Source organism: Nitratireductor sp. J20-h4 (genome assembly GCF_056780505.1).
In genome coordinates, this window is record NZ_CM165557.1 from 1,221,674 (window position 1) to 1,245,258 (window position 23,585).

Annotated in this window: 22 protein-coding genes; 12 read left to right on the top strand and 10 right to left on the bottom strand. The window is 64.8% G+C overall.

Annotation, left to right across the window (positions count from 1 at the left end):
• Positions 1-14: 14 nt before the first annotated feature.
• The 6 genes from fabG to gmk all read left to right on the top strand — a co-directional run bounded on the left by fabG (position 15) and on the right by gmk (position 5,420).
• Positions 15-752, top strand: coding sequence for a 3-oxoacyl-[acyl-carrier-protein] reductase (gene fabG / locus ACT2B0_RS05945; protein ID WP_473462479.1), 738 nt, complete (start codon positions 15-17; stop codon positions 750-752).
• A gap of 277 nt (positions 753-1,029) precedes the next feature.
• Positions 1,030-1,266 (top strand): acyl carrier protein, encoded by a 237-nt coding sequence (locus ACT2B0_RS05950; protein ID WP_106572369.1) that lies wholly within the window; start codon positions 1,030-1,032, stop codon positions 1,264-1,266.
• 48 nt (positions 1,267-1,314) lie between these two features.
• A complete protein-coding gene (gene fabF / locus ACT2B0_RS05955; RefSeq protein WP_473462482.1) occupies positions 1,315-2,577 on the top strand; it encodes a beta-ketoacyl-ACP synthase II in 1,263 nt (420 codons plus the stop codon).
• Positions 2,578-2,679: 102 nt separating this feature from the next.
• Complete coding sequence (mltG, locus tag ACT2B0_RS05960) at positions 2,680-3,852, top strand: endolytic transglycosylase MltG (protein ID WP_473462484.1); 1,173 nt, start codon at positions 2,680-2,682, stop codon at positions 3,850-3,852.
• Between the two features lie 20 nt (positions 3,853-3,872).
• Positions 3,873-4,760, top strand: a complete 888-nt coding sequence (locus tag ACT2B0_RS05965) for a YicC/YloC family endoribonuclease (protein ID WP_473465815.1) — start codon at positions 3,873-3,875, stop codon at positions 4,758-4,760.
• A gap of 3 nt (positions 4,761-4,763) precedes the next feature.
• Positions 4,764-5,420 carry a guanylate kinase gene (gmk, locus tag ACT2B0_RS05970; RefSeq protein WP_473462487.1) on the top strand — a complete coding sequence of 219 codons (657 nt, stop codon included), beginning with the start codon at positions 4,764-4,766 and terminating at the stop codon, positions 5,418-5,420.
• 7 nt (positions 5,421-5,427) lie between these two features.
• Here the strand turns inward: gmk and rsmA are convergent, their stop codons facing one another.
• From rsmA to lptF, 6 genes are all read right to left on the bottom strand, one after another.
• Positions 5,428-6,261 carry a 16S rRNA (adenine(1518)-N(6)/adenine(1519)-N(6))-dimethyltransferase RsmA gene (rsmA, locus tag ACT2B0_RS05975; RefSeq protein ID WP_473462490.1) on the bottom strand — a complete coding sequence of 278 codons (834 nt, stop codon included), beginning with the start codon at positions 6,259-6,261 and terminating at the stop codon, positions 5,428-5,430.
• Positions 6,258-7,289, bottom strand: coding sequence for a 4-hydroxythreonine-4-phosphate dehydrogenase PdxA (gene pdxA, locus ACT2B0_RS05980; RefSeq protein WP_473462492.1), 1,032 nt, complete (start codon positions 7,287-7,289; stop codon positions 6,258-6,260). The genes rsmA and pdxA overlap by 4 nt, the downstream gene beginning before the upstream one ends.
• Positions 7,279-8,205, bottom strand: a complete 927-nt coding sequence (locus ACT2B0_RS05985; RefSeq protein ID WP_473462495.1) for a peptidylprolyl isomerase — start codon at positions 8,203-8,205, stop codon at positions 7,279-7,281. Before ACT2B0_RS05985 ends, pdxA begins: the two co-directional genes overlap by 11 nt.
• A gap of 112 nt (positions 8,206-8,317) precedes the next feature.
• A complete protein-coding gene (locus ACT2B0_RS05990; protein ID WP_473462497.1) occupies positions 8,318-10,735 on the bottom strand; it encodes an LPS-assembly protein LptD in 2,418 nt (805 codons plus the stop codon).
• The gene (gene lptG / locus ACT2B0_RS05995; RefSeq protein WP_473462500.1) at positions 10,735-11,823 is read right to left on the bottom strand and encodes an LPS export ABC transporter permease LptG; all 1,089 of its coding nucleotides are present in this window, start codon (positions 11,821-11,823) and stop codon (positions 10,735-10,737) included. The genes ACT2B0_RS05990 and lptG overlap by 1 nt, the downstream gene beginning before the upstream one ends.
• Complete coding sequence (gene lptF / locus ACT2B0_RS06000; RefSeq protein ID WP_473462503.1) at positions 11,820-13,019, bottom strand: LPS export ABC transporter permease LptF; 1,200 nt, start codon at positions 13,017-13,019, stop codon at positions 11,820-11,822. The genes lptG and lptF overlap by 4 nt, the downstream gene beginning before the upstream one ends.
• Before the next feature lie 286 nt (positions 13,020-13,305).
• Here lptF and ACT2B0_RS06005 point away from each other — a divergent pair, with 286 nt between their 5' ends.
• The 4 genes from ACT2B0_RS06005 to ACT2B0_RS06020 all read left to right on the top strand — a co-directional run bounded on the left by ACT2B0_RS06005 (position 13,306) and on the right by ACT2B0_RS06020 (position 16,633).
• The gene (locus ACT2B0_RS06005) at positions 13,306-14,802 is read left to right on the top strand and encodes a leucyl aminopeptidase (RefSeq protein ID WP_473462505.1); all 1,497 of its coding nucleotides are present in this window, start codon (positions 13,306-13,308) and stop codon (positions 14,800-14,802) included.
• Positions 14,799-15,248, top strand: coding sequence for a DNA polymerase III subunit chi (locus ACT2B0_RS06010; protein WP_473462508.1), 450 nt, complete (start codon positions 14,799-14,801; stop codon positions 15,246-15,248). Before ACT2B0_RS06005 ends, ACT2B0_RS06010 begins: the two co-directional genes overlap by 4 nt.
• Complete coding sequence (locus ACT2B0_RS06015) at positions 15,245-15,931, top strand: class I SAM-dependent methyltransferase (protein ID WP_473462510.1); 687 nt, start codon at positions 15,245-15,247, stop codon at positions 15,929-15,931. Before ACT2B0_RS06010 ends, ACT2B0_RS06015 begins: the two co-directional genes overlap by 4 nt.
• An 87-nt stretch (positions 15,932-16,018) precedes the next feature.
• On the top strand, positions 16,019-16,633 hold the full coding sequence (locus ACT2B0_RS06020) for a hypothetical protein (RefSeq protein ID WP_473462512.1): 615 nt from the start codon (positions 16,019-16,021) through the stop codon (positions 16,631-16,633).
• Positions 16,634-16,654: 21 nt separating this feature from the next.
• On the opposite strand, the gene ACT2B0_RS06025 is transcribed toward ACT2B0_RS06020, so the two are convergent.
• From ACT2B0_RS06025 to ACT2B0_RS06035, 3 genes are all read right to left on the bottom strand, one after another.
• The gene (locus tag ACT2B0_RS06025; protein WP_473462514.1) at positions 16,655-17,461 is read right to left on the bottom strand and encodes a crotonase/enoyl-CoA hydratase family protein; all 807 of its coding nucleotides are present in this window, start codon (positions 17,459-17,461) and stop codon (positions 16,655-16,657) included.
• Positions 17,458-19,335, bottom strand: coding sequence for an ABC-F family ATP-binding cassette domain-containing protein (locus ACT2B0_RS06030; protein WP_473465818.1), 1,878 nt, complete (start codon positions 19,333-19,335; stop codon positions 17,458-17,460). Before ACT2B0_RS06030 ends, ACT2B0_RS06025 begins: the two co-directional genes overlap by 4 nt.
• Before the next feature lie 75 nt (positions 19,336-19,410).
• Positions 19,411-19,923, bottom strand: coding sequence for a DinB family protein (locus ACT2B0_RS06035; RefSeq protein WP_473462516.1), 513 nt, complete (start codon positions 19,921-19,923; stop codon positions 19,411-19,413).
• Positions 19,924-19,985: 62 nt separating this feature from the next.
• On the opposite strand from ACT2B0_RS06035, the gene ACT2B0_RS06040 reads away from it, so the two are divergent.
• Entirely contained in the window at positions 19,986-20,678 is a 693-nt protein-coding gene (locus ACT2B0_RS06040) for a glutathione S-transferase family protein (protein ID WP_473462519.1), read from the top strand.
• 73 nt (positions 20,679-20,751) lie between these two features.
• Complete coding sequence (ndk, locus tag ACT2B0_RS06045; RefSeq protein ID WP_473462522.1) at positions 20,752-21,174, top strand: nucleoside-diphosphate kinase; 423 nt, start codon at positions 20,752-20,754, stop codon at positions 21,172-21,174.
• Between the two features lie 88 nt (positions 21,175-21,262).
• Here ndk and ACT2B0_RS06050 read toward each other — a convergent pair whose 3' ends face one another.
• Positions 21,263-23,503, bottom strand: coding sequence for a putative bifunctional diguanylate cyclase/phosphodiesterase (locus ACT2B0_RS06050; protein ID WP_473462524.1), 2,241 nt, complete (start codon positions 23,501-23,503; stop codon positions 21,263-21,265).
• Between the last annotated feature and the right edge of the window lie 82 nt (positions 23,504-23,585).

A 23,585-nucleotide genomic window follows, 5' to 3' on the forward strand; every position in this document is an offset into this window, starting at 1 on the left:
CCAGGAGATGAACCATGCTTGACCTCACCGGCCGCAAGGCCCTCATAACCGGCGCATCCGGCGGCATCGGCGAGGCGGTCGCCCGCCTGCTACACGCCCAGGGCGCGCGCGTCGGCCTGCACGGAACCCGTGTCGAAAAGCTCGAGGCCCTTGCCGGCGAACTCGGCGAGCGGGTGGCGCTCTTCCCGGCCGATCTGTCCGACCGCGCCGCCGTCAAGGCGCTGGGCCAGAAGGCCGAGGCCGAACTCGACGGCGTCGACATTCTCGTCAACAATGCCGGCATCACCCGCGACGGCCTGTTCGTGCGCATGTCGGACGATGATTGGGACGCGGTTTTGGAGGTCAATCTGACCGCCGTCTTCCGGCTGACGCGCGAATTGACCCATCCCATGATGCGCCGCCGCTTCGGCCGCATCGTCAACATCACTTCCGTCGTCGGCGTCACCGGCAATCCCGGCCAGGCCAATTATTGCGCCTCCAAGGCCGGCATGATCGGATTCTCCAAATCGCTGGCGCAGGAAGTGGCGAGCCGCAACATTACCGTCAATTGCGTTGCGCCCGGTTTCATCGAATCGGCCATGACCGGCAAGCTCAACGACAAGCAGCGCGATGCGATCATGGGCGCGATCCCGATGAAACGCATGGGATCCGGCACCGAGGTGGCCGCCGCCGTTGCCTTCCTCGCCTCCACGGAGGCGGCCTATATGACGGGCCAGACCCTGCACGTGAACGGCGGCATGGCGATGATCTGAGGCGCGCGCCGCTGATTCGGCCGCCCCGCGCGCGGGGCGGCGAAATGGCGGGGATCGGCTCCGCAGCGGCGTGTTTTCGCCTTTGCCGACCTGGGTTTTCGTGGTATGCGGCCCGGCAAACCGGCGTTCCGGACAGTGTCCTTTGCGCTTCTTGCGCCGGATTTTCGTCCGCAGAAGCTTTGGCCGGCCATACTGGCGTGGCGCGATCTTTCAACTTGATTAGCGGGCATCCTGCCGCTAACGAAGACCAACTTGAACCGAAGTCGAGGGTTTCCAAATGAGCGACACCGCAGAGCGCGTCAAAAAAATCGTTGTAGAACATCTTGGCGTTGAAGCCGACAAGGTCACCGAAGGCGCAAGCTTTATCGACGACCTCGGCGCGGACAGCCTGGACACCGTCGAGTTGGTCATGGCCTTCGAGGAAGAGTTCGGCGTCGAGATTCCCGACGATGCGGCCGAGACGATCCTCACCGTTGGCGATGCGGTCAAGTACATCGACAAGGCGTCCGCCTGACACACAGCCTTCGGGCAATTCCGGCAAGACATCCTTGGTGGTTGAGCGATGAGACGTGTCGTCGTCACGGGAATGGGACTCGTTTCCCCTTTCGGGGTGGGCGTTGAGCATTCCTGGCGCCGTCTTCTATCGGGCGAAAGCGCAGCGCGGCGGGTCGAGCATTTCCAGACCGACGACCTGCCGTGCAAGATCGCCAATGTCGTCCCGCGCGGCGGCGGCGGCGATGGCACGTTCAATCCCGACCATGTGCTCGAACCCAAGGAACAGCGCAAGGTCGGCGATTTCATCCTCTATGGGATCGCCGCCGCCGACGAGGCGCTGAAGGATTCGGGCTGGACGCCGAAAACCCCGGACGACCAGAACGCCACCGGCGTGATGATCGGGTCCGGCATCGGCGGCGTCGAGGGTATCGCCGAGAACGCGCTTATCCTGCGCGACCGGGGCCCGCGCCGCATCAGCCCGTTCTTCATTCCCGGCAACATCATCAATCTGGTCTCCGGTCAGGTCTCGATACGGCACGGCCTGAAGGGGCCGAACCACGCTGTGGTCACGGCCTGTTCGACCGGCGCGCACGCAATCGGCGACGCGGCGCGGCTGATCGCCTTCGGCGACGCCGAGGTGATGCTGGCCGGCGGCGCGGAAGCGCCGATCAACCGCTTGTCGCTCGCCGGCTTCGCGGCCTGCCGGGCCTTGTCCACCGCCTACAACGACGCGCCGACAAAGGCGTCCAGGCCCTATGATCGCGACCGCGACGGTTTCGTGATGGGCGAAGGCGCCGGCGTGGTGGTGCTGGAGGAACTGGAGCACGCCAAGGCGCGCGGCGCGCGGATCTACGCCGAAGTGATCGGCTATGGGCTCAGCGGCGACGCCTTCCACATCACCGCCCCGTCGGAAGACGGCGACGGTGCCTATCGCTGCATGAGCGCGGCGCTCAAGCGCGCCGGCCTGACGCCCGGCGACGTCGACTATATCAATGCGCACGGCACCTCGACGATGGCCGACACGATCGAGTTGGGGGCTGTCGAGCGGCTGGTGGGCGAGGCCGCCTCGCGGATTTCCATGTCGTCGACCAAATCCTCGATCGGCCATCTTCTGGGCGCGGCCGGAGCCGCCGAGGCGATCTTTTCGATCCTGGCCATCCGCGACAACAAGGCGCCTGCGACCATCAATCTGGAAAACCCGTCCGTCGAGACGGCGCTCGACCTGGTGCCCAACCAGCCCAAGGACCGGACGATCGATGTGGCCTTGTCGAACTCATTCGGCTTCGGAGGCACCAATGCGTCGCTCGTTTTCCGTCGCCATGATGGCTGAACGGCCGGGCCGGCCGTCAATTTTGCCATATTCATCGCTAGTTCTTGCAACGTCCCGGCGGACGGTGACTGGCTTTGGCATAACGGAGAAGCGTGACGGCCGATGAGTACGGAACCGGCGAACGAAACCAACTTCGGCAACCGGGGCGAGGCGCCCAAGCCTATCGTCCCGAAATCCGCCAGCGAAGCGTTGCGCCCCGAGCAGGGCACGCCGCCGCCGCGTCGCTCGCAGGGGTCTCGCAACCAGTTCGTCGTGTTCATGAATTTCGTCATGTCGACGGTTATCTTCGTGGTCCTGGTCGCCGGCCTCGCCGTCTATCTCGGCAAGCGGGAATTCGGCAGTCCCGGTCCGGCGCAAAGCACCGAGATGGTGCTGGTCAAGCCGTCCACGAGCGTTTCCGAGATCGCCCTGATGCTGGAGCGCCGCAATCTCATCAGCGATCGCCATGTGTTCAGGCTGGGGGTACGGGCAGCCGGCGCCGACGATGACCTCAAGGCCGGCGAATACGAGATCAAGGCCGGCGCCTCGATGCGCGACATCATGGACCTGCTGGTCAGCGGGCGTTCGGTGCTCTATTCGCTGACCATCCCCGAGGGACTGACGGTCAGCCAGGCTTTCGACCGGATCGCCAAGCATGAGGCGCTGACCGGCGAGATGCCGGCCGAAATGCCGCCGGAAGGCGCGCTGGTTGCCGATACGCAGCGCTTTACCCGCGGAACCACGCGCGCCGAACTGATCGACAAGATGATCGCCGACCAGAAGAGCCTGGTCGAGGAGGTCTGGGAGCGGCGCGTCGAGGGGCTGCCGCTGAAGACGATCGACGAGTTCGTGACGCTCGCCTCGATCGTGGAGAAGGAGACCGGCCGCGCCGATGAAAGATCGCGTGTAGCGGCCGTGTTCATCAACCGGCTGAAACGTGGGATGCGGCTCCAGTCCGATCCGACGATCGTCTACGGATTGTTCGGTGGCGAGGGTAAGCCGTCGGACCGGCCGATCTACCGTTCCGACATTGACAAGCTGACGCCCTACAACACCTATCTGATCGACGGACTGCCGCCGACGCCGATCGCCACGCCCGGCCGAGCGGCGCTGGAGGCGGTCGCCAACCCCTCCAAGACCGACGAGTACTATTTCGTTGCCGACGGCACCGGAGGCCACGTGTTCGCCAAGACGCTGGACGAGCACAATGAAAACGTTGCGCGATGGCGCGCGATCGAGAAGAAGAAAAGGGCCGAAACGGAAGCAACCGGTCAGGACGACAACGGCTCGAACTGACCCGGGGGCGAGGGGGGATGATGGCGCTACAAAGCATGACGGGCTTTGCCCGCGCGGCGGCCGAACTGGACGGCGCCGCCATTTCCTGGGAAGCGCGCTCGGTCAACGGTCGTGGGCTTGACGTGCGCCTGCGGCTGCCGCCCGGCTTCGAACGGCTCGAACTGCCGGCCAAGCAGGCGGTGCAGCGCAGGTTTTCGCGCGGCAACGTCCAGGCCACGCTGGCGGTCGGCAGGCAGGCTGGACTGGCGCAACCGGTGGTCAACGAGGCCTTCCTGCGCGATGTCGCCGGCCTTGCCCGGCGTCTTGAAGAGCAGTTCGGCTGCTCGCCGGCTTCCGCCGACGGCCTGCTTTCGCTGCGCGGCGTGCTGGATATCCCCGATGCCGTCCAGGACGAAGAAGGGCGCGAGGCGCTGGATGCCGTCATCATGACCGCGTTCGATAGCGTGCTGAGCGATCTGGAGGCTGCGCGCCTGGCGGAAGGCGAGCAGCTTGCCGCCGTTCTGGAAGACCACGTGGCCACGATCGAAAAACACACCCGGGATGCCGAGGCCGACCCCTCGCGCGAGCCCGCGGCCATTCGTGAGCGCATCGCCATGCAGGTCGCTCTGTTGCTCGAAGGCGCCTCGGGCCTCGATGAACAGCGCCTTCACACCGAAGCCGCGCTGTTGGCCACTCGCGCCGATATCCGCGAGGAGATCGATCGTTTGAAGGCCCATGTCGCAACCGCGCGGCAATTGCTGAAAAAAGGCGGCGCTGTCGGGCGCAAGCTCGATTTTTTGGCGCAGGAGTTCAATCGGGAATCGAATACGCTGTGTTCGAAGTCCAATGCGACGTCGGTGACTGCGATCGGGCTCGAGTTGAAGTCCGTCGTCGATCAGTTCCGCGAACAGGTTCAGAATCTGGAGTAGTCCATGGGCCTCACGCCGCCCGCCTTGTCCATTCGCCGTCGCGGCCTGATGCTGGTCTTGTCGTCGCCATCCGGCGCCGGCAAGTCGACGATCGCGCGCAGCCTGCTCGAAAATGACGGCGGGCTCGAATTGTCGGTCAGCGTGACGACCCGTCCGCGGCGCGGCAGCGAGATCGACGGCGTGCATTATCATTTTCTATCGGCGCGGGATTTCGAGCGCATGCGCGACACGGATGCGCTGCTGGAATCGGCCGAGGTGCACGGCAATTTCTACGGCACGCCGCGCGAGCCGGTGGAGATCGCCATGGATGAAGGCCGCGACATGCTGTTCGACATCGACTGGCAGGGGGCCGAGCAGCTCAAGGCGACCATGCCGGCCGACATCGTGTCGATCTTCATCCTGCCGCCGTCGATGGCCGAGCTGAAATCGCGGCTGCGCCGGCGGGCGGAGGATTCCGATGCCACGATCCAGACCCGGCTGGAAAACGCCCGCTCCGAAATCGAACACTGGCGCGACTACGACTATGTCGTGGTCAATGACGATCTCGATCGCGCCTATGCCGCCGTGCGCGCGATCGTCATCGCCGAGCGTCTGAAACGCGATCGCCGGCCGGGCCTGTTCGATTTCGTCAGCGGGCTGCTGGACGAGCGGACCGAGTAGGTCCGCCTTAGCCCTCGAGCACGTCGGCCAATGCGACGAACTCCGCGATCGACAGGGTTTCGGCGCGCCGTGTCGGCTCGATACCGGTCTTGGCGAGCAGCGCTTCCCCGCCAAGCGCTTTCAGGCTCTGGCGCAGCATCTTGCGACGCTGGCCGAACGCGGCCTGCGTGACGCGCGCAAGCCGCGTCGCCGCGCACGCCAGCGGCGCGGGCCGCGGTGTCAGATGGACGACCGCCGAGGTGATTTTTGGCGGCGGGGTAAAGGCTTCGCGCGGCACGGTAAAGGCGATTCGGGCCGATGTACGCCAGCCGGCGAGCACGCCGAGCCGTCCGTAGGCGCTTTCGCCGGGCATCGCCACGATCCGCTCGGCGACCTCACGCTGGAACATCAGCGTCATCGAGGCGTAAAACGGCGGCCAGGGCTCGACGGTGAGCCAGCGTACCAACAGCTCCGTGCCGATATTGTAGGGTAGGTTGGAAACGATCCGCACCGGCCCGGTGTCTGCCGCGAGCGCGGCGAAATCGGTCTTGAGCGCGTCGCCGGCAACGATCTCGAGCCGACCGGGATAGCGTTGCCCAATCTCCTCAAGGGCGGCCAGACACCGTTCGTCGCGTTCGATGGCGACGACCCGCGCGGCCCCGTTCGCCAGCAGCGCGCGGGTCAGGCCGCCGGGGCCGGGGCCGACCTCGATCACCGTCGCGCCGGCAAGGTCGCCCGCCGTGCGTGCGATCTTGCCGGTCAGGTTGAGGTCGAGCAGAAAATTCTGGCCGAGCGACTTTTTCGCCGCGAGACCGTGCAGCCGGATGACCTCGCGCAGGGGAGGCAGGCCGTCGCCCGTCATGCGGTGTTGGGTCCTGCTTCGGCCTTGGCCAGTCGCGCCGCCAGCCGCAGCGCGGCGACCAGGCTGTCGGCGCGCGCCGCCCCCGTGCCGGCGATCGCGAAGGCGGAGCCGTGATCGGGCGAGGTGCGCACGAAGGGCAGGCCGAGCGTGACATTGACCGTGTCGTCGAAGGCAAGCGCCTTCGCCGGAATCAGGGCCTGGTCGTGATACATGCAAAGCGCGGCGTCGTAGCCCTGCCGTGCCCCGGCGTGAAACAGCGTGTCGGCCGGCAGCGGGCCGCGCGCGTCGATGCCCGCGGCGCGCAGCGCAAGGACGGCGGGGCGTACGACGTCGATATCCTCGCGGCCCATCGCCCCGTCCTCTCCCGCGTGCGGGTTGAGCCCGGCGACGGCGAGGCGCGGCCCGGCGATGGCGAACCGGCGCGTCAGGTCGCCGGCCGTGATCCGGCCTGTCTCCACGATCAGCTCCGTCGTCAGCGCGCTGGGCACGGCGGCGAGCGGAATATGGATCGTGACCGGCACGGCACGCAGGTCCGGCCCGGCCAGCATCATCACCGGTCTTGCCGGCTTTCCGGTGGCCTTGTGCGCCAGGTGGGCCAGGAACTCGGTATGACCGGGAAAGGCGAAACCGGCGTCGTAGAGCGGCTTCTTGGCGATCGGTCCGGTCACGATGGCGCCGGCCGCTCCCGAAAGCGTGTCGGCGACACCGCGTTCGATGGCCTCGATGATGCCGGCGGCGTTGCTCGAGGAGGGGGCGCCCGGACAGTCGGTCAGCCGGTTGTGTAGCGGCACGACCGGCAGCGCGGTTTCGAAATCGCCGGCGGCCGAGAGCGGGTCGGACGGCTTAAGGGGGATCGGCAGGCCGAGCGCGCTTGCCCGCGTTGCTAGCTGGTCGAGATCACCCAGCAGGTAGAAGGGCGGCAGCGCGTAATGCGCCCGCGAAGCCCAGGCCGAAAGCGCGACGTCGGGGCCGATACCGGAAGGATCGCCGCATGTCAGCGCCAGCGGACGCGGCGGTTCAGCGCTCAACGATGCGGGCTTTCTCGCGCAGTTCCTCAAGATATTTCTTGGAAAGCTCGGCTGCCTTCTTGTCGAGCTCGCCTTCGTTCTCGAACACCATCTGGGCGACGCGATCGTCCGAGATCTCGCGTGTGCTGCAAATGCCGATGAACTCCACCCCGCGTTCGGTTTCGCGGATCTTGGTCGCCTGGCCCGGTTTGGTGTCCAGGATCAGGCTCTTCCAGTCCGGCGGCAGTTCCGGCGCGATCACCCGGCCGAGATCGCGCACCGTAACGTCGATCAGCCCTTTGGCGAATTCACGCGTATTCTGGCAGCTGTTGAAGCGGCCGCGCATGGCGTTGGCTTCCTTCTTGCGTCGAGCCAGCAGCGATTTGCGCTCGCCTGAAGGGATGACGAAAATCACCTGCTGCAGCATGTATTCGGTGGCGGTCGGCTTGTTGCCGCCGTCCTGCAGCATACGGTGCGCCGCGTCTTGCTCGGTGAGCCGCTCCGTCGCGCGGAAACGGGCTCCCAGCACGCGGTTCCAGCCGATCTGGCTACGGATGAAATCCTTGAAATGGTCTTTCGTCACACCCGACTGCGCCATGATCTGGTCGAGTTGACTCTTGGAGAGCTTGTTGCCGGAGGCAAACCGCCCATAGGCCGCCTCGACATCGGCGTCGGGAACCCGGATGTTCAACCGTTTGATCTCGATATTCTTCAGCGTCTGCTCGATCATCTCTTCGGAGGCGCTGGCCGAGCGGCGTTGTAGCTTCAGAAATGCGTTGCGCCGGGCGATATCGTAGCTGGTGACGGGAACATTGTTGATGATGTAGCGGATCTCGCTTGCGTGCGCGGGTAAAGCCGCAACGCTCGCCAGACAGGTCATCAACCCGAAAAACAGGAAAAACCCGGTTCCGGCGATCCGGTTCAAAGCAGGTTGCATGGCTGAGCTCCGTGTCTCATCTTTTTTGCGCCCCTCTTTGGGGGCTTTGGTGTTCCATCCCGGAAATGTCGTGCTCGGCCTATACGGCGAAAGCATGACGCGTGTGCCCGCATCAATTCGTGCCGAACGCGTTCGTCGACGTGGAGGTTCCGAAATCGCCCAGCGTGCGGAACGAGATGTTGAAGCCGAACCCGTAGGACACGTCCCTGGAGATGGTGTTTTGCGTGCGTGAGAACGTCATGCCGTAGGTGAAGCACTCGTCGTCGTAGAGAAAGCCGAACGAGCTGTTGGCAAGCGTCGAGGACTCCAGGTCGTATGTGCCCGAGGCGTAGACGCTCCAGTAGTCGTGCAGCCGCGCCCGACCGCCGAGCGTTACCTCCCGGCGATCCTGGGAAAACCCGTAAAGCGGCTGCGCCTGGATGAAGGTGTAGCTTGCATTGATCCGGTGACGGTCGATCGGAACGGACACGCTCGCTTCGGCCCGGCGTACTTCCAGCGTCTGTTCGTCGAAGCGGCCGCCGGCGGTGAACGTCACGCCGCCCGGCGAGGCGAAGCCGGCCATGGCGACGACGTCGGATACATCCGTTTCGAGGCCCGAATAGGCGCCGACATTGACCAGCTCGGGAGCGGCGAAAGGATTGCGCCCGGCCAGGTGATAGGACTGGCCGACGATCGCGTTGGCCGTCCAGCCATTGGCGAAGCTGGCCGAATAGCGCAGGCCGAGATTGGCTCTTGTGCCGCTTTCGATCAGGTCGTAGCCGGAGAACTTGTCGCGCTCGAACAGGGTCGAAGCGTCGAAGACGAGGCTCTGCGCGTCCTCGTTGGGAATGCCGAGCGTGGAGCCGTAGGCGACATCCGGCCGGACGAAAAGCTGCGCCATCGGCTCCAGCACATGGGTGGCGCTCGAGGTCGAGAACAGGATCGGCCAGCGCGCTTCCAGGCCGGCCGTCGCCATCGCGCGGAAATAGGACGAGCGGATATCGGCCGCAACGGCGCCGTAGGCGGTTCCGTCATGCGTATAGGCCGCACCGGCCAGCCCGCCGGCCATGGCCGCGATCGCGGCGTTCGAACCAATGCCGGCGTCGACGCCGATCCCGTCGGCGCGCGCGTGCAGGAGTGGCGTCACCAAGAGGCCGCCCGACGTCACGATGGTTTTTTTCCATTCGGCCTCGGCCGTCACGCGGCCGGACCAGCCGCGCATGCCGGGCAGTGCCGGTCTGCCGGGTAGGAAATCCAGCCGTGTGCGACCTACGACCTGCGTGTTGACGTCGAAGCTCAATTCGCCGCCGGCCACCGGCTCGTCCACCGTATAGGCGTAGTCGAAGGACGGCAGCACCCACGGCTGGCGCGGATCCCGCGCAGACGGGTGCGATGCCGGGAGCGCTTCCTGAACCTGGAACTTGTAGAACCGGAGATCGAAATAATTCCGGTCGTTGAGGCCGGTCAGATAGACCTCGTTCCGGCGTATCGCCTCGGAGTAGCCGCTCAGCAGATAGGTGTTGGCGAAGTTCGGATCCGATTGCACCAAAACGTCCCAGCCGAACGTCCAGCGGGGATTGATGGTGAACTTTCCCTTAGACCCGGCCATGAGGCGGGTCTTGACCGTCCTGTCGACATAACCCGGCTTGAACGCCGTCGGCTGGTTCTGGCTGATTCCGGCGATTTTCAACGAATATTCGCCGGAGTTGAATTTCTGGCGCCAGTCGGCTTCGGCGAGAAAGCCCTGCCGCGAATAATACGTGCTTTTGACCGTCAGGTCGTAGGTCGGCGAGAACGCGAAGAAATAGGGCAGCGTGACGCTGGCGCCCAGTTCGCTCTTGAAGCCGATGCCGGGAAACAGGAAGCCGCTTTTGCGCTTCACGCTCGGATCGGCCATCTCGAAGGCCGGCAATTGCGCGATCGGCAGACCGAAGAATTCGAAACGCGGCCTTTGGAAGCGGATCGTCTTGGCGTCCTTGTTCCAGATGATCTTGCGCGACTTGATCCGCCAGATCGGCACCTTGTCCGGCTTGTCCTCGCACGGCTCGCAGGCCGTGTAGACGCCGTTGACGAAGGTGGTGACGGTACCGGCCTTGCGCTCGGCGCTTTCGGCCCCGAAATAGGTCTTTTCCGCCGTTTCCACGCTCAGTGCGTTGATGAACCCGTCGCGGAAATCGTCGGTGACGTCGATATGATCGGAAGAGATCCGGTTGCCGTCGCGGTCGACGATCTCCACGTCGCCGTCGGCCACCAGGCGACCAGTGGTCTGGTTATAGATCACGCGGCGGGCAACCATGCGGTTGCCGCCATAGTCGATCTGCACCGACCCTTCCGCTGTCACCGTCTGGTTGACATTGTCGTAGACGAGCGTGTCCGCCTCCAGCAGGAGCTGGTCGGCAGGACCGACGCTGACATTCAGGCCGTCGAGGGACTGCGCTTCGGCACGCGGAATGTCGACGATGCCGGCAAGACACAGCAGGGCGAGCGCCGTGGCGCTCTGGCCAAGGCGGATACGAGGGTACCAGTCACCGCTACCCCTCCTGAACCCCACTAACCGTCCTCCTTGTGCAGCAGGAACGTTACCCCGAACAATGCTGCGATCAATACTGGCAACCACGCCGCAACGATCGGCGGCACGATACCCGCGCTGCCGAACGCCTTGACCAAAGTCGAGACGACATAAAGCAGAAAGCCGGCGAGGATGCCACCCAGAATCAGGGTGCCGGATTGGCCGAGCCGGACAAATCGCATGGAAACCGTTGCCGCAATCAGCGTCATCGCGACCAGCAGTGGCGGAAGTGCCACAAGTGAATGATAATGCATCGAAAAAGCGTTAACGGAATAACCATACGCCTTGGCGGTTTCGATTTTCCTGCCGAGTTCGTAGAACGGTGTGGCTTCGGGCCGCGCCAGTCGCTGCTCGACGAATTCGGGCCGCAGATTGGTCGCCACCCGCGCGCTGTCGACGCTTTCGGGTTTGGCGCCGGATTCGAACCGGCGAACCTGTTCCAGCTCCCAGTAGCCGTCGCGCAGATAGGCCCGTGCGGCATCCTGCCGCTCGACAATGTTGCCGTCCTCGCCGATGCGGATGAACACCGCGTCGGATAGCGTGAGCCCGCTATTGAGCACCGCGCGGGCGCCGATGATGGTCTGCCCCTCCTCGGTGCGCTGGCGCAGCCAGGGGGCGGTGGCCGCCGACACGACATTCGATTCGCCCGAGCGCAGCGTCGTTTCGATCTCCTCGACCTTCTCCAGCCCGTTGGCGGCGATCGGATTGAGCGCGATGATCGCCGAAATGCCGAACAGGAACGCGCCGACGCAGATCGGAAACAGGAACTGCCAGGCCGAAACGCCGGCCGCGCGCGTGACGACCAGCTCGTATTTCCTGTTGAGGGAGATCAGCGTCGTCATTGCCGAAAACAGCGCCACGAAGGGTATCGTCTGCTGCAGCACCATCGGCACCCGCAGCGCGCTCATCGTCATGCCCAGCTGCAGGGAATAGCCCGGCAAGCCGCTGAACCGGCTTGATTGCTCGGTGAAGTCGATGATGAAGACCAAGGCAAAAATACCGGCCAGGAACCAGCCGGTAATGACGAGATAGCGTCGAAAAAAATATCGTCCCAGCGTCCAGCCGATCATCCGCTCCCCCTTTCCAGAGGGCGGCGGGCCCCGGACCAGCGCACCGCGCGTGCCCGCGTACGCACGGCCACGAAAAAGCGCGCCAGCCGATCCGACCACGACGCCGGCAATTCGAGGCTCTTGCCGGCAGCGATCAGGTAGCACGCAAAAGCGGCGTTGACGATCGGCACCGCGTAGACCAGCGGAACGAAGGCGGCGACGCTTTCGGCCTTGTTGGCGAAAAAATAGCCCTCCCAGCGCACCAGCAATGCCACCGAGATCGCGGTGACCATCGGGTGGACCCGCGCCTGGCGATGGGAGCGCGCGTCCCCGGCCGCCGCCAGCGCCAGCAGCGCGAACACCAGCGAATAGCTCCATTCCGAAAGACGGCGGTGAAGCTCGGCATAAAAGAACGGCGGGCTCCATTGCAGATAGGCGTCGTTCGGGTCCGGGTCGAACAGATAGGCGAGCGTACGGTCCTTGGGCCATATCTGGACCGTCTTGCCCTTCGGCACGAATTCGGAGAGATCGAAGGCATAAGAGGCGAAGCGGACCACCGAAACGTCGCCGCCGGGCGTCTTGCGGTGCACCTCGCCGTCGATCATGAACAGGAATTGCTGGTCGCCGCGTTGCTGAACCTCGCCGTGCTTGGCATAATAATAGAGATCGACGTCCTTCTTGCGTGAATCGGCGACGAATATTCCGCCCATCCGCCCATCCGGCAGGCGTTCCGCGATCTGGACGAAAAGTCCTTCCTGCACCTTGCGGAACGTGCCTTCCTGGATGACGGAGGACAGCAGGTCGGCATGAGCGGTCGCCACAAGGACGCGGGTGCGCTGCCTGGCCATTGGCTCGACCCAGTTGTCGACCGCGAACGAAAGCGCGCTCGCGAGCGCGGCCAGCAGCAGCATCGGCTTGAGAATCGTACCGCGCGAGCTGCCGGAAGCGGCGATCACGGCGAGCTCGGAATCCTGGTTCATCGCCGAAAGGGTCTGCGAGATCCCGATGATGATGGCGAACGGCATCACGACCGGAATCACGGTCGGCAGAAGCAGTGTGGCGAGTTCCAGAAACGTACCGGCCGTTTGGCCGCTATCGGTGACGATGTTGACCCTGGCGAGAATCTGCGTGGTCCACGCCATGGCAAGCGCGACCAGCAACGCCGCGCCCGAGATTTTCAGCGCGCGGTAGAAGATGTATCTCTCGACGAGTTTCATCGCGAAAGCGGTGCGTCCCTATGATTCGCGCGCGTCACGCCTCAACCCCGCCGGCCAAATTATGCGCCCGTCGGCCGTCACACAAGCGTCTGCTGCGGGCTGTTTGTCCCGGTCCCATACACAATGGTGCTCAATCAGGGCTAAAAAATAGCGAAGGAGCACGGTTAACGATCGGTAAAACGGCTAGTTTCCCGCGATGCGCTTGCCAGGCAAAGCCGGACTTTTTAGGGTCGGGCCGCTTTCACAGACGCGCGCGCCGCGCTCCTCCGGCCATTCGGGAACATCCATGCCTCACGCACCAAAAATCAGCTTTGCCAAGTTTTCCGCGCCCAAGAAGGGCGCCGTGGTGGTTTTCGCCGACGAAGACCTTGCCCTCGGCGACCAGGCCCGCGCTTTGGACGCGGCCGGCATCGTGCCGAAAGCCGCCAATATTGCCGAGTTCAAAGGCAAATTGGCCTCGGTCCTGGATGTGCTGGCACCTGAGGGCACACCGTTCGACCGGTTCGCCGTCGTCGGCGCGGGACCGGCCGACAAGCGCGACGAAAAGGCCTGGATGCGCATTGGCGGCGCCGCCTGGTCGCTGGTGAAGAAATCGGCCGATGCCGCCGTTATCTTCGACATGAAGGACGAGGAACCCGACACCGATGCGGCTGCGGCCTTCGCGCTGGGGCTAATGCTGCGCGCTTATGGGTTCGACAAATACAAGACCCGCAAGGACAAGGACAAGGACGAGGGGACCAAGGACAAGCCGGTGCGCGTGACGATCCAGTGCGCGAACCCGTCCAAGGCGCGCAAGGCGTTCGCCACGGTCGAGGCCGTCGCCGGCGGTGTCAACCTGGCGCGCGATCTGGTCAACGAACCCGCCAACGTGCTCGGGCCGGTCGAGTTCGCCGATCACGCCAAGGGCCTGGAGGTGCTTGGGGTCAAGGTCGAGATCCTGACCGAAAAGGAGTTGAAGAAACTCGGCATGGGTGCGCTTCTGGGCGTTTCCCAGGGCTCGGCCCGCCCGCCGCGTCTGGCCGTCATGCAGTGGAATGGCGGCAAGCCCAAGGACAAGCCGGTCGCCTTCGTCGGCAAGGGGGTGGTGTTCGATTCGGGCGGCATCTCGATCAAGCCGGCCGCGGGTATGGAGGACATGAAGGGCGACATGGGCGGCGCGGCCGCGGTTGCCGGCCTCATGCACACGCTGGCCGCCCGCAAGGCCAAGGCGAATGTCGTCGGCATAATCGGGCTGGTCGAAAATATGATCGACGGCAACGCCCAGCGCCCGGGCGACATCGTCACCTCGATGTCGGGGCAGACCATCGAGGTCCTCAATACCGACGCCGAGGGCCGTCTCGTGCTGGCCGATGCGCTATGGTACTGCAACGAGCGCTTTGCGCCGAAATTCATGGTCAATCTCGCCACGCTGACCGGCGCGATCATGATTGCGCTCGGCCAGGAGCACGCCGGCCTGTTTTCCAACGACGACGCGCTCGCCGACCATCTGGTCACGGCGGGCTCGGCGACCGGGGAAAAACTGTGGCGCATGCCGCTCGCGCCCGAATACGACAAGCTGATCGATTCCAAGAACGCCGACATGAAGAACATAGGCGGCCGATTCGGCGGCGCGATCACCGCCGCGCAGTTCCTGCAGCGTTTTGTCAAGGAAACGCCCTGGGCACATCTCGACATCGCCGGCACCGCCATGGGCTCGCCGTCGAACGACATCAATCAATCCTGGGGATCGGGCTTCGGCGTCCGGCTGCTCGACCGTCTGGTCAGGGACAATTACGAGGCGTGACGGAAGTTCTGTTCTACCACCTGACCGATTCGACCCTCGAGGATGCCTTGCCCGGCCTCGTCGAGCGGTCCCTGGCGCGCGGCTGGTCGGTGGTGGTCCAGACCGGAAGCGAGGAGCGCCGCGATGCGCTCGACCAGCATCTTTGGACGTGGCGTGACGATTCCTTCATTGGCCACGGCACCGATCGCGAGCCGAACGCGAGCGATCAGCCGGTGCTCCTGACCACCGGTTCCGACAACCCCAACGCCGCCGCGATCCGGTTTCTGGTCGACGGCGCCGAACCGCCGGCGCTCGACGGGTACGAGCGCGCCGTGATCATGTTCGACGGCCACGATCAGGCGCATGTCGAGGCCGCCCGGCGTCACTGGAAGACCGTCAAGGCGGCCGGTCACCAGGCCACCTACTGGCAGCAGACGCCGGAACGAGGCTGGGAGCGCAAGGCGTGACGGACGATTTCGAGCGCCGCCGCGAGGCGGCCAGGGCCAGGGTGAACCGCCTCGACGACGCCACGTCGGTGGCCAAGCCCGATCGGCAGGATTTTTTCGAAGCGGTCTATGACGAGGCGGGCGGCGATGCCGCCGGCGTTCCCTGGGCCGATCTGGCGCCCAAGCCCGAACTCGTCGGCTGGCTCGCCGACAATCCGGGCAACGGGCGCCGGGCGATCGATGTCGCCTGCGGGCTGGGCGACAATGCCGAGGCGATCGCGGCGGCCGGATACCGCACGGCCGCCTTCGACGCCTCCCGCACGGCGATCGAATGGGCTCAAAAACGCTTCCCCGCTTCGCCGGTCGCCTATCGCGTCGCCGATCTGCTCGATCCGCCGGGCGATTGGCTGGCCGGCTTCGACTTCGTGCATGAATGCTATACGGTCCAGTCCGTCCCGCCGGCGATGCAGCACGACGTCACCGAAGCGATCGCGGCCCTGGTCGCGCCGGGCGGCAGGCTTTTGGTCTATACGCGGCTGCGTCCTGACGACAGCGTGCCGGACGGACCGCCCTGGCCGCTGACGGCCGGCGAGGCCGGCCGGTTCGCCGAATTCGGCCTGGAACTCGAACACGAGAACCGTTTCGAGATCAGCCGGCCCGGCCGCACCATCCCGCATCTGTTCGCCACCTGGCGCAAATCCTGACATGCGGCCGGGACGGGATCGCGCCGGTGCCGTTGTGGACTTTGATTTTCCGGCGTGCCAAACGGCCGCCGGGCAGGGGATATTGCGATGCGGTTTTTCTTCCTGATCATTCTTGTGGCCGGCATCGCGCTCGGGATCGGCTATCCCTGGGCGGTGGACAACGTCTCCGGCTACGAGATCGGCCGTTACAAGGTTTATGATCGCGCGTCGGGCTTTGAGCCTGCCGAGGTCGCACTCGCGCCGTCTGAAGCCCCGGTTCGGGTCCTCGTCGACCTGACCGCCGCCGGCGAGTTCCGGCCGAGCGACAGGCTCGCCGTGCTCACCGTCACCGCGTCGACCGGCGGCGCGACCGTCTTCGCCGAGACCGTGACCTTCGTCGGCGTGCCGCCGCGGCCCGACAGTCCCCAGGTTACCGGCTATGTCTATCGCGACGAGGCTGGCGTCATCGATCCGGTGAGCGGCGATGCGCGTTATGTCTTCACGGTCGGGCCGGGCGACGCCGACGGCATCGTGATGGCGCGGGTCGATCTGGTCCTGCGCGCTGGCGCCTTCGATCTCGATCCGCGCGCCGTTCCTGCCGGCTACATCCTGATCGCCGTCGGCTTCGTCGGCCTCGTGGCGGCGTTTCGCCTGCGCGGCCGCAGGAAATCGTCCAGGGGTGAAAGCAAGACGCGCCGCTGGGGGCGGGGCAGGGATGACTGACCGCAACGTGGTGCGTTCGGCTCAGATCTCGCCGAAATCGCCCGAGCGGCCCTTGCCGGCGGAAAACCGCGCCGCGCCGTCTGCGCCTTCGGAACGGAAGGTGGCTGCGCTTTTCCATTCATTGGCAAGCGCCGGCGCCTGATCGAGCGACCATTGCTCGCGCGCGGATTTGCGGTCGGCGCGCATGCAGGCCTGCGGAAACCGCGCGATCTCGGCGGCCAGCTCGAGAGCGGTTGCAAGGGCGGTATCCTGCTTGCACAGCCGGTTGGCAAGGCCGATCGCCGCGCATTCGTCCGCATCCACCTTTCGGCCGGTCAGGATCAGGTCCATGGCCCGGCCATGGCCGACGATACGCGGCAGACGCACCGTGCCCCCGTCGATCAGGGGCACGCCCCAGCGCCGGCAATAGACCCCCATATAGGCGGTGTCCTCCATCACCCGCAGGTCGCACCACAGAGCGAGCTCCATGCCGCCGGCCACCGCCGGACCGGAAATCGCCGCGATCACCGGTTTCGACAGCGAAAGCCGGGTCGGCCCCATCGGCGCCTTGCGCGGCTGGTCGTCGCGCCCGTCGAAGGACGCATCGAGATCGTGAGTGGCAAACCATTCATCGTTCATGCCGCCGGCGGCATGTTTGAGGTCGAACCCCGCGCAGAAGCTGCCGCCCGCGCCGGTCAGCACGGCGACCTTCTGGCTGTCGTCGCGGTCGAAGGCGACGAAGGCGGAAAACAGCGCCTCGGCCATCGCCGGATTGACGGCGTTGCGCGCCTCGGCGCGGTCGATCGTGACCACCGTGATCGCGCCGTCGGTTTCGGTCTTGATGCTCATTGCGCCATGCCTTCCTCGTACTGTGCCGACAGCGTCAGCCACAGCTCCTCGTGGCGGGCGAGCTGGTCGGCGAGCTCCGAGCGCTCCTTGCCGAGTTTCGCCACCTTGGCCGAATCTCGCTCGTAAAGCGCGGGGTTGGCAAGCTCCTTCTCGATCGCCTCGATGCGGGTGCGCGTGCGGTCGATCAGCCCTTCCGTCGCCTTGATCTGCTTGACGACCGGTTCCAGCGCCCGCCGGCGGTCCGCCGCCTCGCGCCGCTTTTCCGCCTTGGAGGCCTTGTCGGCCTCGCGCTTTTCGCGCCGGTCGCTCGCCCCGCCGGTCACCAGGTTGCGATAGTCGCCGATGTCGCCCTCATAGGGCGCGACGGTGCCGTCATTGACAAGCCACAGCCTTTCGGCGGTCGCTTCGATCAGGTGGCGGTCATGCGAGATCAGGATCACCGCGCCTTCGAAATCGTTCAGCGCCTCGATCAGCGAATGGCGCGAATCGATGTCGAGATGGTTGGTCGGTTCGTCGAGAATGAACAGGTTCGGCCCCTCGATCGTGGCCAGCCCCATCAAGAGACGCGCCTTCTCGCCGCCGGACAGGTCCTTGGCCGGCGTGTTCATATTTTCCGTCGTCAGCCCCATCTGCGCCACCCTGGAGCGCACCTTGGCCTCGGGCAGGGCGGGCAGCAGCCGGCGCACATGCTCGATCGCGTTTTCGTCGGGGCGCAGATCGTCGAGTTGATGCTGGGCGAACATCGACACGTTGAGCTGTGGCGCGAGCGTGATCTTCCCGCCCTCCAGCGCAAGCCGGCCGGCGAGCAGCTTGGCGAAGGTCGACTTGCCGTTGCCATTGGCGCCCAGAAGCGCGATGCGGTCGTCCTCATCGATCCGCATCGTGAGGTTTTTCAGGATCGGCTTGCCCGGCTGGTAGCCGACCGAGCCGTTTTCGATTGCCACGATCGGCGAGGCGACCTTGCGCTCGGGCGCGGGAAAGGAGAACGGCCGCACGGTCTGGTTGACCACCGCCGCGATCGTGCCCATGCGCTCCAGCGCCTTGAGGCGCGACTGGGCCTGGCGCGCCTTGGAGGCCTTGTAGCGAAAGCGTTCGACAAAGGCCTCCATGTGCTTGCGCTGGGCGTCCTGCTTGGTGCGCGCCTTTTCCTGCAGCGCCTGCTTTTCGGCGAGCTGGCGTTCGAACTGGTCGTAACCGCCGCGCCAGAAGGTCAGTTTGTGCTGGTCGAGATGCACGATCGAACTCACCGCCCTGTTGAGCAGGTCGCGGTCATGGCTGATCAGCAGCACGGTGTGCGGGTAGCGGGTCAGATAGCTTTCCAGCCAAAGCGTGCCTTCCAGGTCGAGATAGTTGGTCGGCTCGTCGAGGAGCAAGAGGTCGGGCTCGGCAAACAGCACGGCGGCAAGCGCAACGCGCATGCGCCAGCCGCCGGAAAAGGACGATGCCGGCCTTTTCTGCGCCGCCTCGTCGAAGCCGAGACCGGCCAGAATGGTCGCTGCGCGCGCTTCGGCTGAATGGGCGTCGATATCGGCCAGCCGCATGTGGATCTCGCCGATCCGGTCCGGATCCGTCGTGGTACGCTCCTCCGCCAAGAGCGCGGCGCGTTCCTTGTCGGCTGCCAGAACGATGTCGATCAGCGGTTCTTCGGTTCCGGGCGCTTCCTGGGCCACCTGGCCGATGCGGGCGTTTTTCGGCAGCGAGATCGAACCGCTCTCGATCTGCGCCTCGCCGGTGATGGCGCGAAACAGGCTGGTCTTGCCGGTGCCGTTGCGGCCCACCAGGCCGGCCTTCGCCCCGCCCGGCAGCGAGAGCGAGGCGTGGTCGATGAGAAGGCGCCCGGCAATGCGCAGCGAAAGGTCGTTGATGGTAATCATGGCCGCGGGGTTGTGGCCGAGCGCGCGCCCGGATGCAAGGGGCACGACATCATCGCCGACGGCACAGCCATGCCGTCAGGCGAATTCCCGCCCGTCCTCGGTGCGCTGGAAATAGATCATGTCGAGCGAGGGCGGCGTTCTTCCCAGGAGCGACAGGATGGCGTGGGCATGGCCGCGATGATGGGTCTGGTGGTTGAAGAAATGCGCCATCGCCGGCGCCAGCCTCTGACTGACCGTTTTCATGTCGGTGACGGTGACATAGGTGAAGCGGCCGGCAAGCGCGGCGTCGGAGAGGCTTTCCACCCAGGCGCTGATGCGCCCGTCCTCGGCCTCGCGCGCCAGGCGCAGCGGTGTCAGGTTCGGATGGATGATGGCGTCGAGCGATTTCGGCGCCTCGCCCTGGGCGGTGAAACGCTTCATCCAGATGCGGTCGGCGACCAGGATGTGGTTGAGCGTGCCCAGCATCGATTTGAAGAACACGCCGGTGTCGTGGCTGAACTCGGCGTCGGTCAAATCGGCGGCTGCGGTGTAGAGCGTGGCGTTCGCCCAGCGATTATAGGCCGCCATCATGCGAAAATGCTGTTTCATCGGTTTCTTTCTGATGACGAATGATCGAAAATCCCTCCTAGCACCGGTCCGGAAAACGCTCCATGGCAATTCTGCTCTACGAACTCGTAGGCGCCGATCCCAAACGCCCCTTCAGCCCGCATTGCTGGAAGGCGGCGATGGCGCTTGCCCACAAGAACCTGCCGTTCAAAAGCGTTCCGACCCCGTTTACCGAGGTCGCCACGCTCGAAAACGGCTCCGGCCGGACGGTGCCGCTGATCCGCGACGGCGACAGGCTCGTCGGCGATTCCTTCGAGATCGCGCTTTATCTGGAAAAAGCCTATCCGGATCGCCCGACGCTGTTCGGCGGCGCAGGCGGTCAGGCGATGGCGCGGTTCGTCGAACGCTGGACCCAGACGGTCGTGCACGGCTTCATCGGCGGTGCGCTGCTTGCCGACATCAATGCCTGTCTGGCCGCGCCCGACCAGGCCTATTTCCGGCGCTCGCGCGAGGCCCGGTTCGGCAAGACGCTGGAAGAGGCCGGCGCCGACAGGCACGAAGGCCTGCAGGAATTTCGCAGGCAGTTGGAGCCCTTGCGCGCCACGCTCGCCGTCCAGCCTTTCCTGGGCGGGCAGGGACCGCTCTTTTGCGACTATATCGTCTTCGGCGCGTTCCAATGGGCGCGTGTCGTTTCGTCGTTCCAACTGCTTGATGCCGCGGACCCCGTTGCTGGGTGGCTCGAACGCTGCCTGGCGCTGCACGACGGCCTTGCCGGACGCGTGCCGGCGGCTGCTTGAACGGCTCTTGGCAAGGCGCGGGGCGGCTTGTATAGAGCCGCGACCTTTCCCGCATCTTTCAAAGGAATATTCGATGGCGATCGAACGCACTTTTTCCATGATCAAGCCCGACGCGACGCGTCGCAACCTGACCGGCGCCATCACCGCCATGCTCGAGGAAGCCGGCCTGCGCGTCGTCGCCTCTAAGCGCGTGTGGATGAGCCGTCGCGAAGCCGAGGGTTTCTACGCGGTGCACAAGGAGCGCCCGTTCTTCGACGAACTGTGCGAATTCATGTCCTCCGGCCCGACCGTCGTTCAGGTTCTGGAAGGCGAAAATGCGATCGCCAGGAACCGTGAAGTGATGGGCGCGACCAATCCCGCCGACGCCGCCGACGGCACAATCCGCAAGGTTCACGCCCGTTCGATCGGCGAGAATTCGGTGCACGGCTCGGACGCGCCGGAAACCGCCGCGCAGGAGATCAAATACTGGTTTTCCGACATCGAGGTCGTCGGCTGAGGCCGAGTGCCCGTCAGTCGGTAGACCGAAAAGACCGGCCGCGCGCCGGTCTTTTTATGTTCGCTCCGGCGTTCATCCGCCGATAGCGTCACGCCTGTGCCCGCAGCGCGTCGTCCACAGAGGCGGCGGTTTCGGGCGCGCGCGCGAATTCCAGAAAAGCCGTTTCGGGCATTGCGGCCGCGTAGAGATAACCCTGGAACAGCTCGCAGCCGAACGCGTATAAGAACGCCTCCTGGCTTCGGGTCTCGACATGTTCGGCCACCGCGTCCAGGCCGAGCGTGTTGGCCATCGCCAGGATCGTGCGCACCAGCGCCCGGTCGCCGTCGGAGCTTTCAATATCGCGCACGAAGCTGCCGTCGATCTTGACCTCGTCGAAGGGCAGTGATTTCAGCCGGGCCAGCGACGAATATCCGGTGCCGAAATCGTCGAGCGAAAAGCGCAGCCCGGTACGCTTCAGCGCCGTCATACGGCTGGCGAGGAGTGCCTGGTCGGTCGCCATCACATGTTCCGTGAATTCGATCGTCAGCCGCGAGGCGTCGATGGCATGGTCGGTGAGCAGGGTTTCGAGGAAGGGCATGAATTGCGGGCCGGCGAACGATTGCACGCTCACATTGAGCGACAATCCGAGATCGGCCGTTTCAGGGTGCCGCTGCCAGCCGGCGAGCGTTTTCACGCCGCTTGTCAACACGAAACGGCAAACCTGGTGCATCAGCCCGGCCTGTTCGGCCAGGGCGATGAAGCGGTCCGGCGGCACCATGCCGAGACGGGGATGGCGCCAGCGCAGCAATCCCTCGGCGCCGGCGACGCGACCCGCGCGATCGATCTGCGGCTGGAACTGTAGTTCCAGCGTCTCGTCCTCCAGGGCCCGGCGAAAATCCTCCAGAAGCGTGAAGCGCTCCTCCTCGCCGTCCATCCAGCTTTCGTCGAACAGGGCCAGGCCGTCCCGTCCGGCTCCCTTGGCCTGGTACATGGCGATATCCGCGCGCTTGAGCAGATCGTCGCCATCCCTCTCGTGTCCGCCAAACACGACCACGCCGATGCTCGCCGACGAACTGTGACGCAGTTCTCCGCGCTCGAACGGCCGTCTCAGCGCCGACAGCATCTTGTTGCCGGCCATGATCGCCTTTGATGCCGCCTCGGCCTCGCTGTCGCCCAGCCCGTCCAGTATGACGACGAACTCGTCGCCGCCCATGCGGGCCACGGTACCGGTCTCGCGCACGCACTGGCGCAGGCGGCTGGATATCTCGACGAGATATTCGTCGCCGATATCATGACCCTGGGTGTCGTTGAGAGATTTGAAATTGTCGAGATCGATGAAAAACAGCGCGCCCGGCCTGTGTGTGCGCCGGCAGCTCTTCGTCGAGCGCGCGATGCGTTCGGTGAGCAGACGCCTGTTCGGCAGCTTGGTCAGCGGGTCGTAGAAGGCGAGTTCCTCGATTTCGAGCGCCTGGCGCTTGCGCAGCGAAATGTCCGACACATAGCCGTGCCAACTCACCCGGCCGTCATTCAACCGCTCCGGCTTGGCATTGATGCGCAGCCATTTTTCTCTCCCGGTAGCCGTGGTGATGCGAAACTCGTGATCGAGCGGCTCCATCGTGTCGTAGGAGGCGCGGAAGGCGCTGAAATAGGCCTTTCGATCTTCCGGGTTCACGAAGCGGGAAAACAGTTCCCGTCCGGCAATATGTCTTTCGATCGGAATTTCGAGCAGGTTTTGAAAACCTTCGCTCAAATAATTGACCGCAATATCGAAACTGCGACCACGGACGATCTGGAATAATCCGCCCGGCAGGTTGCTGGTCAGTTTCTGGAACTGTTCCTCCAGCCGCAGCCGCGTGACCGTCTCGGTGATTTCGCGCACCGATCCCTCGTAATAGAGCGGCCTCCCGGTGCGCCGGTGATGGACGATCCGTGCCGATTCTGTGATCCAGATTCGTTCGCGTGTCTTGTGCCGGTAGATTTCCGACACAAAATCCTCGACGTAACCGTCGCGCTGCAGGATATCGCGGAACTCGTCGCGCCGTTTCGGGTCGACATACCACTCCACGGCGATGTCCTTGACGGAGGCCAGTAGTTCCGCCTCGGTCTCGTAGCCGTTGAGTTTGACGAGCGCCCGGTTTGCGCTCATTTGGCGCCCGTCGAGGCTGGACCGGTAAATGCCTTCGGATAGATTCTCAACGAGTTCCGAGAGGTTGCGATGCTCGTCGCGCCAGTGGCGGGATTGCCCGCGACCGTGAACAACAGCCGCGATCAGGCCGGCCAGGCAAGCGACTCCGAAAAGGATCGCGGCGGGAACCACGATGCTGTCTAGCGTGCTGAGATGTTCCAGCAAATCTGCAGATCTCCGTGCCGTGCGCGACATGATTGCTTGGCGTATCGTAGCAAGCGGGAGTTGCAGAAAATCTAATCGACAA

Excerpts from the sequence above, each read along its gene's own strand:
- fabG (WP_473462479.1), top strand. The coding sequence starts at position 15 with ATGCTTGACCTCACCGGCCGCAAGGCCCTCATAACCGGCGCATCCGGC.
- ACT2B0_RS05950 (WP_106572369.1), top strand. The coding sequence starts at position 1,030 with ATGAGCGACACCGCAGAGCGCGTCAAAAAAATCGTTGTAGAACATCTT.
- fabF (WP_473462482.1), top strand. The coding sequence starts at position 1,315 with ATGAGACGTGTCGTCGTCACGGGAATGGGACTCGTTTCCCCTTTCGGG.
- mltG (WP_473462484.1), top strand. The coding sequence starts at position 2,680 with ATGAGTACGGAACCGGCGAACGAAACCAACTTCGGCAACCGGGGCGAG.
- ACT2B0_RS05965 (WP_473465815.1), top strand. The coding sequence starts at position 3,873 with ATGGCGCTACAAAGCATGACGGGCTTTGCCCGCGCGGCGGCCGAACTG.
- gmk (WP_473462487.1), top strand. The coding sequence starts at position 4,764 with ATGGGCCTCACGCCGCCCGCCTTGTCCATTCGCCGTCGCGGCCTGATG.
- rsmA (WP_473462490.1), bottom strand. The coding sequence starts at position 6,261 with ATGACGGGCGACGGCCTGCCTCCCCTGCGCGAGGTCATCCGGCTGCAC.
- ACT2B0_RS05985 (WP_473462495.1), bottom strand. The coding sequence starts at position 8,205 with ATGCAACCTGCTTTGAACCGGATCGCCGGAACCGGGTTTTTCCTGTTT.
- lptG (WP_473462500.1), bottom strand. The coding sequence starts at position 11,823 with ATGATCGGCTGGACGCTGGGACGATATTTTTTTCGACGCTATCTCGTC.
- lptF (WP_473462503.1), bottom strand. The coding sequence starts at position 13,019 with ATGAAACTCGTCGAGAGATACATCTTCTACCGCGCGCTGAAAATCTCG.
- ACT2B0_RS06005 (WP_473462505.1), top strand. The coding sequence starts at position 13,306 with ATGCCTCACGCACCAAAAATCAGCTTTGCCAAGTTTTCCGCGCCCAAG.
- ACT2B0_RS06020 (WP_473462512.1), top strand. The coding sequence starts at position 16,019 with ATGCGGTTTTTCTTCCTGATCATTCTTGTGGCCGGCATCGCGCTCGGG.
- ACT2B0_RS06025 (WP_473462514.1), bottom strand. The coding sequence starts at position 17,461 with ATGAGCATCAAGACCGAAACCGACGGCGCGATCACGGTGGTCACGATC.
- ACT2B0_RS06030 (WP_473465818.1), bottom strand. The coding sequence starts at position 19,335 with ATGATTACCATCAACGACCTTTCGCTGCGCATTGCCGGGCGCCTTCTC.
- ACT2B0_RS06035 (WP_473462516.1), bottom strand. The coding sequence starts at position 19,923 with ATGAAACAGCATTTTCGCATGATGGCGGCCTATAATCGCTGGGCGAAC.
- ACT2B0_RS06040 (WP_473462519.1), top strand. The coding sequence starts at position 19,986 with ATGGCAATTCTGCTCTACGAACTCGTAGGCGCCGATCCCAAACGCCCC.
- ndk (WP_473462522.1), top strand. The coding sequence starts at position 20,752 with ATGGCGATCGAACGCACTTTTTCCATGATCAAGCCCGACGCGACGCGT.